We start from the raw sequence: 12,575 nt of genomic DNA, 5'->3' as shown, positions 1-12,575 counted from the left end.
AACGCCTTATTGCAATGTGTCAGTAAAGAAGTGGCTGAGTTGTGTCATAGCTTGTGAAACGTACTCAGGCTTCCAATAGGTCTCTATGTGTGTAGCACCCTCAATAAGAAACAACTGCTTATCCTTAGACTTGGTGGCTAATTCAAACGCGTTTTGGGTCATGTACAATGAGTCCGCTTTACTACCGGCAATCATCAATAAAGGCTGGTCAATAAGATCCATATTTGTTGCTGCATCAAAATTCATCAGCGACAACAAACTGCTTTCTGTATAACGAAAAGTCGAATTGGGATGGGCATGGGTTTTGCCATAGTATTCGAATCCTTGCCGGTAAAGATCGAAGGGCAAGGCTGCAATTTGCTCGTCGGTTAGCTTTGCATCGCCGACATAACGGACCTCTCCCGTTGCGGCTTCTAACTCTCGCGCTTCAGAGGCAGACGTTAATCGTTGTTGAATGGTGTCTAGCGCAGAGTCCATGTAACCGTTTCTGCGAACACGTCCAGAATTAAACATGCTCAGTGTCGCGATGGATTTGAAACGTTTGTCGGATTGCGCTGCTTTAAGGGAATAGCCACCACCACCACAAATGCCAAGGAGTCCTATCTGGGATGTTGAAACCCCAGAGTAGGTAGAAATAAAGTCCGCCATGCCGTGGATGTCTTCAATGCGGTTAGCTGGTTTATCAATATTTCTAGGCTCACCGCCGCTAGCTCCTTGGTAGGCGGCATCGGCAGTGATAGTAATGTAGCCTTGTTCCGATAGTCGCTGAGCATAAAGCCCTGCAACCTGTTCTTTCACACCGCCGTTGGGGTGAGCGATGACAATAGCCGGATATTGTTTCGACGGGTCAAAACCAGGTGGTGTGTACACATTCGCGGCAATGTCGATATTATTTAATTTATAACTCACTGTGTGAATATTAACTTTGCCTTCAATGTTTTCAGTTATGGCCCCTTCGTACGTCAACGTAAATGGATTCTGTCGATAGTCCGCCGACAATACTTCAGCAGACAATAGATTTGCCGACAGTACGAATGCAGCCGTTTTAACCAGTGATTTCATATTTTTCCCGTTACTAAAAAGGTGCCAAATAGCGCTCACACATCAAGCGTGAATCTCATGTTATTTAGGATAGTAACGGCAAGGAAAACTCAGTATTCAAATTCTGTTCAATAGTTGCCTATTTCTCTGAGTACAAATTAGATCTATTTATTGGCGCCTACACTGTGGCTATACTGGCTGTATCTGAAACATCTGTAATGTGGCAAAAGAGATGAAGACTAATACTACCCATGTAATCAATATGAAGCACTTAGCATCAAGCATTTCGAAGCTGACCGTACACGATGATTACTGCCCAACAGTTGTTCCTGGATTGACGGTATTCAGGAAAGTTGACGCGAACATTCCTATGGCGGGTGCATATGAACCCAGTGTTTGTCTGATTGCACAGGGAGCAAAACGCGTTCAATTGGGTGAGGAAACCTTCTTTTATGACACAGAACACTATTTGTTTTCAGGTGTTCATTTACCGGTAGTCTCACAAGTGACGGAGGCAAGCGCTGAACATCCTTATCTTGGTCTTAAACTGACTTTCGATTATCAAGAAATCACACAATTAATGGCGGACAGCCAACTACCGCCTCCCAAGGGGCAGCGCTCAGATTGTGGAATGGCAACGGGTAAACTAACGCCAGCGTTAATCAGCGGGTTTCAACGCCTGCTTGATTTGGCTGATGAGAGTGCAAATATTCCGATGCTCGCGCCCATGATAAGACGAGAAATATTCTATCGACTGCTGGTCGGGGAACAGGGAGAAAAGCTACGACAACTCGCCGCAATGGGGACACAATCGCATCAGGTGGCAAAGGCAATCGCATGGCTCAAGTCTCAGTTTTCACACCAAATCAGGGTGGAGGATTTGGCTCAGGTCGCGAACATGGGAGTATCTACTTTTCATCACCATTTTCGAAATATGACTGCGATGAGTCCGCTGCAATATATAAAGCAAATACGACTTCAGGAAGCCAGACGTTTGATGTTAACTGAACATCTTGATGCGGCTACTGCTGCGTTTCAGGTTGGTTACGAAAGCCCCTCTCAGTTTAGTCGTGAATACGGACGAATGTACGGATGCTCCCCGGCAAAAGATGTCAATGAGTTACGTTATAAATTGGCACAAGCGGGAAATTAAGGCTAATGAAGCGATCTCAATATAAACTGGTAATATAGTGAACAAAAATAATCACATCAGTGTAACTGTCTGCTATTGGATAATTTTTGGCTTTAGTCACTTGGGAGATTGCGCTGTCACTAACATACAAATTCGCAATCCAACGCTGGGGCAGCTACACACAGAAATCGGAAGCTGAAATTCACAGCTAATGACTGGCTGCTATTGTCTTTTGTTGGCCATCACAGAAAGACGGTATGGCGCTATTCGCTTACTGCGGAATTGTCAGGAAAAGTTCAATCTTAATTCACATTATTACCCAGCTAATTTGAAACCAACTCACGTAGATTCCCTTAAGTAAAATCAGGGGCGTTCTGCAAGCATCGTGACTTTGCAATAAAAACTAAAACAAATTCACAGATAGTCTTTTACTCTATTCTCCGTTTCTACTGGCGATGATAAGTTAACATTCCACGCATATGGGTAATGATTATTTTTCTTGTTTTTTATTTACGGTAATATCATATCCAAATGTTGCCGAATGATAAGTTAACATTTTTAGTAGCCAGTCAAATGTACTTCTCTCAATAACCTGCTTTGCATCTATCTCATTTTTATGTGAAATCTTCCCCGGATGGTTTTCGTCACTTAAAATGTGTGACTTCCCAAACCGAGATGCCGGGTATATCGTTAGAGAGTCGCTAAAGTGAAAGCTAGTGACGGAATTCAAAAGCTCAGCATGTGAATCGACAACACTAAGAATCTCAATGGCTATGCCAATAATCTAAAGAACTTTCTCACCTATCTATATAAAACACTTCCTAAAGAAATTAGACATTCTTCGGACTTTTGGCTTAGCGCCTCAACGGAATATATAAAGCGATGGCAACGTTATCGGGTTCGAAACCGAGACAAACTCAAGAAGACATCGCCGTCAGATGAAACTATTTACAATCAAGCTTCGCTTGTAATGGAATTTTACACATGGGCAGCAGATTACGACTTACCAGTAAGATTTCAAAAGAAATCGTTAAACAACAAAAGTAACAGTAAAAGCTGGCGTTTAGATTTCAAAAAATACAGTAAGCAGAAACGAAAAACACAACAAGTATCACAAGATTCGGGGCTAGAAAACATCAGTACGGAAAAAAACAAATATCAAAGAACCCGTAAGTTGTACTGTATGTCAAATGAAGATATTACCAGTCTATTAGGCGCTTACTCTGACCCAGTCTATAGCGCTTGCTTAATGCTTAGCCTGGCCACTGGTATGCGAGAAGAAGGAGTTTGTCAATTCCCTTACATTGGTGCAGGGCACAACGCCCACATACGCACTTATCCTGATATTTTAGCAACCATACCCAACTCATCTAAAACATTCGATTTTTCAATCAGAGAAAAAGGCAAAAAGCGCACCGTTCAAGTGAACCTCGCTGCTTGGAAAGCGATATGCGAAAATTATTTGCCACTTTACCATGAACGAAAAGTTAAGTTTTTAGAGTACCGTAAAACTCTTCCAGAGCATGAACGCCCGCCAATCAATTCAATATTCTTTTTAACCAAAAAAGGTAAACCTGTAACTCCGAAAAAAATCAGTCAGGTTATGGGCACAAAAGGAAAAGCATTTAGAAAATTTCAAATTCACTTTCCATGATGGGCGGGGATGGTTCATTACTCGCTTTTTAATTCGTCACTTAACTCGAGAACAGATATCAAATCATGTGTTTGATATAACAGTTGCCGAAATGCTTAAAGAACAAATCGGCCACGAGGATTTTGAAACAACATACAAACATTGTGTGAAAGTCGCTTCACTTATTCTCGAAACACTGGATGGCAAGTTTGACTACAGCGTAGTTGATGATGAGTTCTGGGGAACGTTAGATTAATGCTTTTATAGCAAAATAAGGAAGTGTTCAGTTCTAACGTACACTGTAGTAGGATGAATGAAGTATATAAGCGTACATATTCAATATTTTGAGTGCAATCTGTGGTAGAAGCGTACATTAATCTGACTAACTCAACCCTACACCACATGGGACGGGTGACAAAGCGATTTTATAAAACTTCAAATTTGTACACTTTGAGTAAAATGAGATTTAGTACAGATCTCCCTACCCCAGTAAAATATTTTAACCCTGCGATAAAAGAAGAATACAAAAAGATTGAGAAGATTGCCGAGAACAAGCTTATTGAAATGGCACCTGAAGCATTTCGTGAAGACTATGCGGCACTGATTGATCACCACTACCACAGTGAAGAAGAAGCCTTCATCGTAAAAGCAGCAGATGTGCTTTGCGCTTATCTGAAAACGCTAGAAGAACTTGCTGCTGGCAACCAAGAATTTAAGCTGGCTAAAAAGCGTTTAGATAAAACCCTTAAAGAGTATCATTCTGAAGAGGTAGACTACTTTTTAACACGCTACGTACCAAGCTTTTCATTAAGCCTTGATGAAATCACACAAGACGATATGTGATTAAGGTGAGTAACAGTCCACAAGTTACTTTATTGATGTAACAGAAACAGCAAACATCCAGCATGGCAGCGAGGTTTTTTTGGCAACAAGCAAATGGGAATTAGCATTACACGAGCGTCGTTTACCACGTAGTGAAACAAGAGACGGCGATCATCGCAATCCGTATCAGCGAGATAAAGCACGCGTGCTTCACAGCGCTGCCTTTCGCAGGTTACAGGCGAAAACCCAAGTACTTGGCGTGGGGCTAAGCGACTTTTATCGTACACGGCTCACCCACTCGCTAGAAGCCGCCCAAATTGGTACAGGCATCACCGCTCAACTATGGGTGAAATTTCCTGACATTACCAGTAGGTTGGCACTCGACCCTACGTTAATTGAAACCTTGTGCTTAGCTCACGATATTGGACATCCGCCCTTTGGTCATGGCGGTGAAATCGCACTCAATTACATGATGCACCAATACGGCGGGTTTGAAGGTAACGGGCAAACGTTTAGGATCATTACTCAGCTTGAGCCCTACACTGCCGAGCACGGTATGAACTTGTGCCGAAGAAGCGTGTTAGGCTTAGTCAAATATCCAAACTTCATTGATGCCTTACATAGTAAAGGTCCTACACCTGAACGCCCTCTTTCACTTCGTCAGGTTAAAGCCCATGACTGGCACCCGCCAAAGGGGCTTTTTCGCTGCGACGAACCTTTATTCGACTGGTTGCTTGCCCCCTTTAGCAATGAAGATAAAGACGCGTTTATGCAGTTTACGGCAAAACCGAATGGTCACAGCAAAACCCGGTTTAAGTCGTTTGACTGTTCAATAATGGAGTTGTCGGACGATATTGCCTATGGCATTCACGATTTAGAGGATGCCATTGTTATGGACATGGTAAGCAAACATCATTTTGTCGAGGACGTAACCACCCCACTAAAAGCCCTTGACGTACCATGGTTGTCAGACAATATAGAAGCCCTAACAAACAAGCTATTTAGCGCAGCACATCACGAAAGGAAGAATGCCATAGGTGCGCTGGTAAATAGCTTTATTACCGCTATTGAGATTAAGGGGGTAGACGGCTTTTCTCATCCACTACTTGCGTTTAACGCGGTTATGCCACAGCTGTTTGCCGAAGCGCTAGAGCTTTTCAAACGGTTTGTGTTTAACAAAGTAATACGCCGCCCCGACGTTCAGCTTCTTGAGTACAAAGGACAGTTGGTGGTTATGGAGCTGTTCGAAGCATTTGCGTCAGACCCAGACCGCCTGCTCCCTGAGAACACCCAAGAGCGATGGCGCAAAGCCTGTGAAGACGATAACGGCATGCGCGTACTGGCAGATTATATATCTGGCATGACCGACGAATTTGCCTCTCGCTTATACAGCAACATATTTTCCCCTAAACAAGGCGGCATTCAAGATAGTTTGCACATGTAAGCTAGCTTACTTTTTATAAATTTTTGAAATGAAAAGGCCGCTGCTTCGGTCTTTTTTATTATCTCGGTGTCAATAAATAACAATGCTATTGAAACTTAAACCCATTGTTCACGTAGTTAACACTGTTAGATACTCCCCAAGATAGTGAATATAGATACTCGAGTGGGTAAATCAGCCGTTTTTGTAAGTAAGGTGATGTAATGCCAAAACCATTTAAACCCTCAGTAAAATTGACCGATAACGATGTAACTAATGAAGGCGTTTATATGAATCGTCGTTCATTGCTCAAATCTATGGGCTTTGTAGGCGCGTCTACGTTACTTGCGAAGTCAGCTGGTGCAGCAGGTTGGTTTTGGGAAGACGAAGAAAAGAAAGCTGCCTTTAAAGGTAAGGCGCTTGAGTTTAGTCAGCCTCCCAGGTTTCAAATAGCGGAAACCCGTACGCCTGAAGATAAAGTCACCAGCTACAATAATTTTTATGAATTTGGTACGTCAAAAGATGCACCAGCTAAAAATGCGACTGAATTTCAAACCAACCCGTGGACGTTAAAAATTGACGGCATGGTAAAAAATCCACTTGAACTTGACCATGACGCACTAACAAAACGCTTTCCTCTTGAAGAGCGAATTTACCGCCTGCGCTGTGTTGAAGCGTGGTCAATGGTAGTGCCGTGGATTGGGTTTGAACTCGGCGCGCTATTAAAGCAAGCCGACCCGTTGATGTCAGCTAAATACGTGGCGTTTGAGACCTTATACGACCCAGAGCAAATGCCGGGGCAAAGAAGTCGCTTTACCGGTGGCGGTATTGAATACCCATATGTGGAAGGCTTACGTCTTGATGAAGCCATGCACCCGCTAACACTTATGTCTGTTGGTCTTTATGGTAAAACGCTGCCACCGCAAAACGGCGCGCCAATAAGATTGGTTGTCCCTTGGAAATACGGATTTAAGAGCATTAAGTCTATTGTTCGAATTCGCCTTACCGATAAAAAGCCCCCTACAACCTGGAATCGACTGGCAGCCAACGAATATGGCTTTTATGCCAATGTGAACCCTAACGTGGCACACCCTAGATGGAGTCAGGCCAGCGAGCGTAGGATTACAACAGGGGGGCTTCTTGCGAGAAACCGTATCGACACGCAGATGTTCAATGGTTATAGCGAAGTTGCGCCACTTTATAAAAGTATGGACCTTACGCGTAATTACTAGTTTCGCTGTTGCTAGTAGAGAAATTGCATTGCTTTGCATAGGTGTACATAACCAGCGCAGGTTACATGTACGCCCCGCTCGTTTTTATATTATCAGGTTGTGTTATTAATGCCCTTAAGAAAAAAACCATTTAGATTTACCCCATGGCAACGCCGCGGTTTAAAGGCCATCATCCACGGTTTTGCTTTAGGTTATGTCGCGTGGTTGTTTTTGGCAGGTATCACCGACCAGCTCGGCCCCGACCCCGTGAATACGTTAATCAACGAAACCGGCACATGGGCCATTCATTTTTTACTATTAACACTAACCCTAAGCCCACTTGCCAAATGGCTCCCCAGTCCAGAGCCAATACAATTCAGGCGCATGATTGGTGTTTACGCCTTCGTATATGCCTTTGCCCACTTGTTTACCTACATTTTCTTCGAACTTCAGCTAGATATGGCATTGGTTGCCAGTGAAATAGTGAGTAGACCCTACATTATTGTTGGCATGATTGCGCTCATACTGCTTGTTGCACTTACGGCTACGTCATTTAAACGCCTTCAGCGAAAAATGGGAAGAAAATGGCAAACGCTACATAATAGTATTTATTTGGTTTTGCCCCTTGCACTGCTTCATTTTAGCTGGTCACAAAAAACCTTTTGGCAAGAACCTGTATGGTATTGGCTGGTAGGTTTGCTCTTAATGAGCCCTAGAGTTAAGCGATGGTATTCAACTTACCAGAGAAAACAGAAAGGGAGAAAAAGCACGGCGAAAAAAGGAAGAGGTAAAGAGAATATCGCCTAGTGCAAAAGTGATGCTCCCCCCTTCTTAAGACAAAACATAAAGCAGCGCAGCATACCGTCCTGTTTTGCTTAGCGTGACTGCAAGCATAAAAAACCACAGGGGGCTTCTCAACACACCCGCGACTAGTGTTATAGGGTCGCCAATGATCGGCACCCAGCATAAAAATAAGCTCCACTTGCCCCATCGCGTAAACACACTGCTCGCTCGATTAAATGTAGCCTCGCTAATATTAAGTTTTTGAGTGGCGATATCCTTTCCAAACGCATACCCCAGTAAATAGTTAACCAGCGACCCCAGTACATTTCCTATAGAAGCAACAACGAGCAATATTGCCCCATTTAAGCCACTACCATACAGTGCGCTTAAAACAATCTCTGAACTAAAAGGCAAAATAGTGGCAGCTAAAAATGCCGATAAAAACATGCCTAAATAGCCTAAATGTATTAGTGCACTCAATGTTTTCCCAAGTTTATACAGTAGTTAGTGTTGTGAAAATCATGCGCATTCTACCCTATCGAGTTCAGAAAAGTCTTTGAAAGAAATAAGCGGAATAAAAAACTTATTACTTTTTATAGAGTTACATTTCCTCCCGCAAATTGTGCGAAAAAAGTACAACTAACCACTTGCCAAAACAGCAAATTACCAATACTGTATACACATACACACTGTACAAGTAACCAGCATTAAGAAATTGGGCTTTAACGTTACATTCATTAAGGGTTTTATTATGAGCACATCTTCAGTTTCACGATTAAATGCATTGCGCGCTTCGGTTTCAAATGTTGTTCAGCTTCCTCTACCTATAGAAGGTTTCCCTAGTGAAAAGAACAACACGGGAAAAGGCGCTAACGATAAAGGCTGGAATTACTTGCTTTCAAATACAGTTTCTTTTTCGAAAACGGTTGACCATGCCATACGTATTCAGAAGCCAGAAAAAGAAAAAATGCCGGAGTGGATCAGCAAGCTTATTACGGGTGGACAGTGTAAAACACTGTATGTCGAAAATATTGATCTAGACCTACAGCCTACTGACAGCGAGATGATTAGAAAACTTTGTGAACTTTATTCCGTTAGCTTAGTTAACGTGCGCGTAGATAGCGTAAACGATGTACAGAATGTTGCGTTAGGTCCGTGGTAAGTGGTTTTTCCCTAACCAGCGGTGCTAGCTCTTTTTTGGCAGGTATCGTGCCATGCTTGCGCGTAACAACAACAGCATATATTCAAAAAGTTTGGGCCTAATGGCACATGCAATTATACTGTGGCGTTTTGTACACCGTTATTTATGAGTTGCCCTATGCGCTGTTTTTGTTGCTCTTCAAAACCCTTCCAAGCATGTTGCGAGCCTTTTATAAAAGGCGATAAAACCCCTGTTACTGCCGAGCAACTTATGCGTTCGCGATTTTCTGCCTACGCCACTGCGCAATACGCCTATATTCTCGACACCTATACTCAAGAAAAACAGCAAGGTCTGTCTGTAGATGATTTAGCGCAAAGCGCTCAAGGCGCTAAGTGGTTTGCTCTTCAGGTACATTATGCGCAATCTGAAGAAAGCGCAGAGCCAAATACAAGCGCTACTTTACCTTCAGATACCGTTGAATTTACAGCCTTTTATTTTGAAGATAAAAAAATGTATCAGCTGCATGAAACCTCCAACTTTAGAGTTGAAAACGGCGCGTGGCGGTATCATGATGGCACACTGCACGATGACTGCGGAAAAGTTAAATATGGCAGGAACCTTCCCTGTGTATGTGGAAGCAGCAAAAAGTTCAAGCAATGCTGCGCTAATAAAAGCCATTAACTACGTACAAACGACACGCTTCATGTTTTAACGTATATCAGCCCACTAAGTTCCCTTGGCAGAACAAAGCAACCAACTTTCCCCCTCTCGTTAACGGTTCACTTTTTAGTCAATGGTGCTATTATAAAAAGTGAGCTGCTTTTTTAACCCGTTGATCTAAAAAGTTTGTTCGCCAACACAGTACTGCGAAAGGGTTGCTAGCACCTTTGAATTGCTGAATACCCTCTGCAGTATTTAAAACATGCTAAAACAAGGACAGTTATGAAAAGCTTCGTACGATTTGCGACAACACTTATTGCCACTACTTTGCTTTTTGGATGCGGAGGTAGCGACTCGAGTAATACACTCGATGAACTTAATAAAAATCGAGCAAAATGAGAGAACGCGAATATTGATAGCTACCAGTTCGAGTTTAGGGTTGTATGCTGGAGTAAATGTTGAATTGATCCCCGAATAATTTAACCTTGATACGTTCAAAAAAGCCTAAACACACTGTCGTGTTTAGGCTTTTCTATAGATTAAACCATTGCTAATAAGACGTTTTTTTAGAACATAATCAGTGCTAGCGCACGGTCTTTACTACTGCTCACTCAACCGTCGTCATTAAGGCACTAACACCATCTTGCCTTTTACCTCTCGATTCATAACTTTAGCCATGGCTTTGGTCGCTTGCTCTAATGGCAGCGCTTCATCTACCACCACTTTAACTTTGCCTTGCACATACCAGGTAAGAAGCTCTTGCATATTTTCAGCGAACCCTTTCGGGTCGTGCTGAGTAAACGAACCCCAGAATACGCCCATAACTGAGTAACCTTTAACCAAAGCAAGGTTAACCGGAAATTTAGGTATCTCACCACCGGCAAAACCAACGACAAGTAACCGTCCTTCCCATGCCATGCTTCGGCTACATGCGTGAAAGGTATCGCCACCAACACATTCATAAACGACATCAGCGCCTTTCCCGCCAGTTACTTCTTTCAGCGTTTCTTTTAGGTCTTTTTCTTTGTAGTTAATTAAAACATCTGCCCCGTACTCTTTAGCAAGGGCAAGCTTTTCTTCCGTTGAGCAAACGGCAATAACTTTAGCGCCCATTATCTTGCCTATCTGCACAGCCGCCAAACCAGTACCACCAGCAGCACCGGTTACAACCAGTGTTTCACCAGGTTGCAGCTTCGCGCGCTGTTTCAAAGCGTGATGCGCTGTTGCATGGGCAGTTACAAGGGCTGCCCCTTCATTCACATGAATAGGGTCAGGTAATGGCATAACATGGGTGGCTGGAATAAGTGCTTTTTCTGCATAGCCACCTAAGTTAGAAAGCGCAATAACGCGCTGACCTTCTTTTAGATGACTCACACCCTCGCCCACTTCGGTGATTGTACCCGCCACTTCGTTACCCGGAATAAATGGGAAGTCGGGCTGCATCTGATACAACCCCTGCACTAAAAGCCCATCAGGAAAGTTAACCCCTGCCGCTTCTACATTAACAACGACATGGCCCTTTTTTACTACTGGGTCTGCAACATCTTTAAATTGAAGGTCATCAAGTGGACCAAAGGCTTCACATACAATTGCTTTCATACTGTCTCCAGTTTTTTGTTCGACCCGTAAGTTGAGTTAAGCGAATACAGGCCGTTAAATGGGTTATATTTCGTTTATTCGCTATGGTGTATGGTTTTATTGGCAATTTGCGCAAGCGGGCGCACCATTGCACCTAGCTGCATGGCTTTTTCACTTGATGCATTACCTTCGTGTGCGCGCTTTACTACACCTTGTAAAATAGCGGCTAATCGGAAAAAGCTAAAAGCAAGGTAAAACGTCCAATTATCGATAGCGTCAATACCTCTGCGCTGGCAGTAGGTATTTATGTATTCCTGTTCACTGGGAATGCCTAACTGCTTCCTATCTAGCCCTCCTAGACCAGCAGCATGCGCAATATCAGACGGAAGGCGCAGCTGCATACATTGGTATGCTAGATCGGCATACGGATGCCCTAGGGTAGATAACTCCCAATCCAAAACGGCAACAACCTTTGGCTGTTCGTTGTTAGACATATCAAACATCATATTGTCTAAACGAAAATCACCGTGAACTAAAGACACCTGCCCATCGTCTTCAGGTAAATTCGACTCGAGGTACTGAATTAAACTTTCAATTTCTTCGATATGCTCTAATTCAGACGCTCGGTACTGCTTTGTCCAGCGACTTAGCTGACGTTCAAAGTAGCTGCCCGGTTTTCCGTAATCATGTAAACCGGCATTTTCGATATCTACACTGTGAAGCGCGGCCAGCACGCGGTTCATTTCATCGTACATAGCACCGCGAGTAGCACAAGACGCAATTACAGGTAGCGCACTATTCCAGTAAATTTCACCTTCAACAAAGGCCATTATGTAAAACATACTTCCGATAATGCTGGTATCTTCACACAAATGGTACACTTTAGGCACCGGCACATCAGAGCCTTGCAGAGCGTTAATAACCCGGAATTCCCGGTCTACCGCATGGGCTGATTTTAACAGTTTGCCCGGAGGTTGACGGCGTAATACATATACGCCGTTATCCGTCGTTAACTTAAACGTTGGGTTTGACTGTCCGCCTGCAAACTTATCAGCACTTTCTACGTGGCCAACACTGGGGCATGCCTTAGCAAGGTATGAATTTAGCTCCGCCAAATCTATTGCATGGGCGTTTTTAGTATTGTCTTGAGACAC

General features: G+C 43.3%; 12 protein-coding genes and 1 pseudogene. 9 read left to right on the top strand and 4 right to left on the bottom strand.

The window, feature by feature from the left end; all coding sequences use genetic code 11:
- Positions 1–6: 6 nt before the first annotated feature.
- A complete protein-coding gene (locus ACTRWF_RS15195; RefSeq protein ID WP_015067396.1) occupies positions 7–1,062 on the bottom strand; it encodes an alpha/beta hydrolase in 1,056 nt (351 codons plus the stop codon).
- Positions 1,063–1,273: 211 nt separating this feature from the next.
- Between ACTRWF_RS15195 and ACTRWF_RS15190 the strand changes: the two genes are divergently transcribed.
- From ACTRWF_RS15190 to ACTRWF_RS15160, 7 genes and pseudogenes are all read left to right on the top strand, one after another.
- Complete coding sequence (locus ACTRWF_RS15190; protein ID WP_015067397.1) at positions 1,274–2,194, top strand: AraC family transcriptional regulator; 921 nt, start codon at positions 1,274–1,276, stop codon at positions 2,192–2,194.
- Positions 2,195–3,143: 949 nt separating this feature from the next.
- Positions 3,144–3,827 (top strand): hypothetical protein, encoded by a 684-nt coding sequence (locus ACTRWF_RS15185; RefSeq protein WP_052326908.1) that lies wholly within the window; start codon positions 3,144–3,146, stop codon positions 3,825–3,827.
- A 67-nt stretch (positions 3,828–3,894) separates the two neighbouring features.
- Positions 3,895–4,062 (top strand): hypothetical protein, encoded by a 168-nt coding sequence (locus tag ACTRWF_RS15180; RefSeq protein WP_168097309.1) that lies wholly within the window; start codon positions 3,895–3,897, stop codon positions 4,060–4,062.
- 218 nt (positions 4,063–4,280) lie between these two features.
- Positions 4,281–4,649, top strand: a pseudogene (gene yfbR / locus ACTRWF_RS15175) (5'-deoxynucleotidase); the annotation flags it as partial.
- A 79-nt stretch (positions 4,650–4,728) separates the two neighbouring features.
- Positions 4,729–6,072, top strand: a complete 1,344-nt coding sequence (locus tag ACTRWF_RS15170; RefSeq protein WP_012519110.1) for an anti-phage deoxyguanosine triphosphatase — start codon at positions 4,729–4,731, stop codon at positions 6,070–6,072.
- Between the two features lie 200 nt (positions 6,073–6,272).
- Entirely contained in the window at positions 6,273–7,280 is a 1,008-nt protein-coding gene (gene msrP / locus ACTRWF_RS15165; protein ID WP_462835800.1) for a protein-methionine-sulfoxide reductase catalytic subunit MsrP, read from the top strand.
- 108 nt (positions 7,281–7,388) lie between these two features.
- Entirely contained in the window at positions 7,389–8,066 is a 678-nt protein-coding gene (locus ACTRWF_RS15160) for a ferric reductase-like transmembrane domain-containing protein (protein ID WP_462835799.1), read from the top strand.
- A gap of 24 nt (positions 8,067–8,090) precedes the next feature.
- Here the strand turns inward: ACTRWF_RS15160 and ACTRWF_RS15155 are convergent, their stop codons facing one another.
- Positions 8,091–8,522, bottom strand: coding sequence for a YqaA family protein (locus tag ACTRWF_RS15155; RefSeq protein WP_231125022.1), 432 nt, complete (start codon positions 8,520–8,522; stop codon positions 8,091–8,093).
- A gap of 271 nt (positions 8,523–8,793) precedes the next feature.
- Between ACTRWF_RS15155 and ACTRWF_RS15150 the strand changes: the two genes are divergently transcribed.
- A complete protein-coding gene (locus ACTRWF_RS15150) occupies positions 8,794–9,204 on the top strand; it encodes a hypothetical protein (protein WP_012519114.1) in 411 nt (136 codons plus the stop codon).
- 249 nt (positions 9,205–9,453) lie between these two features.
- Complete coding sequence (locus ACTRWF_RS15145) at positions 9,454–9,864, top strand: YchJ family metal-binding protein (RefSeq protein WP_462835798.1); 411 nt, start codon at positions 9,454–9,456, stop codon at positions 9,862–9,864.
- Between the two features lie 603 nt (positions 9,865–10,467).
- Here the strand turns inward: ACTRWF_RS15145 and ACTRWF_RS15140 are convergent.
- Together ACTRWF_RS15140 and ACTRWF_RS15135 are read right to left on the bottom strand one after the other, a co-directional pair.
- Complete coding sequence (locus tag ACTRWF_RS15140) at positions 10,468–11,442, bottom strand: NADPH:quinone oxidoreductase family protein (RefSeq protein ID WP_012519118.1); 975 nt, start codon at positions 11,440–11,442, stop codon at positions 10,468–10,470.
- Between the two features lie 74 nt (positions 11,443–11,516).
- Positions 11,517–12,575, bottom strand: a complete 1,059-nt coding sequence (locus ACTRWF_RS15135; RefSeq protein ID WP_462835797.1) for a phosphotransferase — start codon at positions 12,573–12,575, stop codon at positions 11,517–11,519.

Source organism: Alteromonas sp. G5_S2_22_S1 (assembly GCF_054968525.1).
The sequence above is the reverse complement of the archived record's forward strand: the minus strand, read 5'-3'. Positions and strand labels throughout refer to the sequence as shown.

Bases quoted from the DNA above. Each gene is read 5' to 3' on its own strand.
- ACTRWF_RS15195 (WP_015067396.1), bottom strand. From the start codon at position 1,062: ATGAAATCACTGGTTAAAACGGCTGCATTCGTACTGTCGGCAAATCTA.
- ACTRWF_RS15160 (WP_462835799.1), top strand. From the start codon at position 7,389: ATGCCCTTAAGAAAAAAACCATTTAGATTTACCCCATGGCAACGCCGC.
- ACTRWF_RS15185 (WP_052326908.1), top strand. From the start codon at position 3,144: ATGGAATTTTACACATGGGCAGCAGATTACGACTTACCAGTAAGATTT.
- ACTRWF_RS15145 (WP_462835798.1), top strand. From the start codon at position 9,454: ATGCGTTCGCGATTTTCTGCCTACGCCACTGCGCAATACGCCTATATT.
- ACTRWF_RS15140 (WP_012519118.1), bottom strand. From the start codon at position 11,442: ATGAAAGCAATTGTATGTGAAGCCTTTGGTCCACTTGATGACCTTCAA.
- ACTRWF_RS15150 (WP_012519114.1), top strand. From the start codon at position 8,794: ATGAGCACATCTTCAGTTTCACGATTAAATGCATTGCGCGCTTCGGTT.
- ACTRWF_RS15190 (WP_015067397.1), top strand. From the start codon at position 1,274: ATGAAGACTAATACTACCCATGTAATCAATATGAAGCACTTAGCATCA.
- msrP (WP_462835800.1), top strand. From the start codon at position 6,273: ATGCCAAAACCATTTAAACCCTCAGTAAAATTGACCGATAACGATGTA.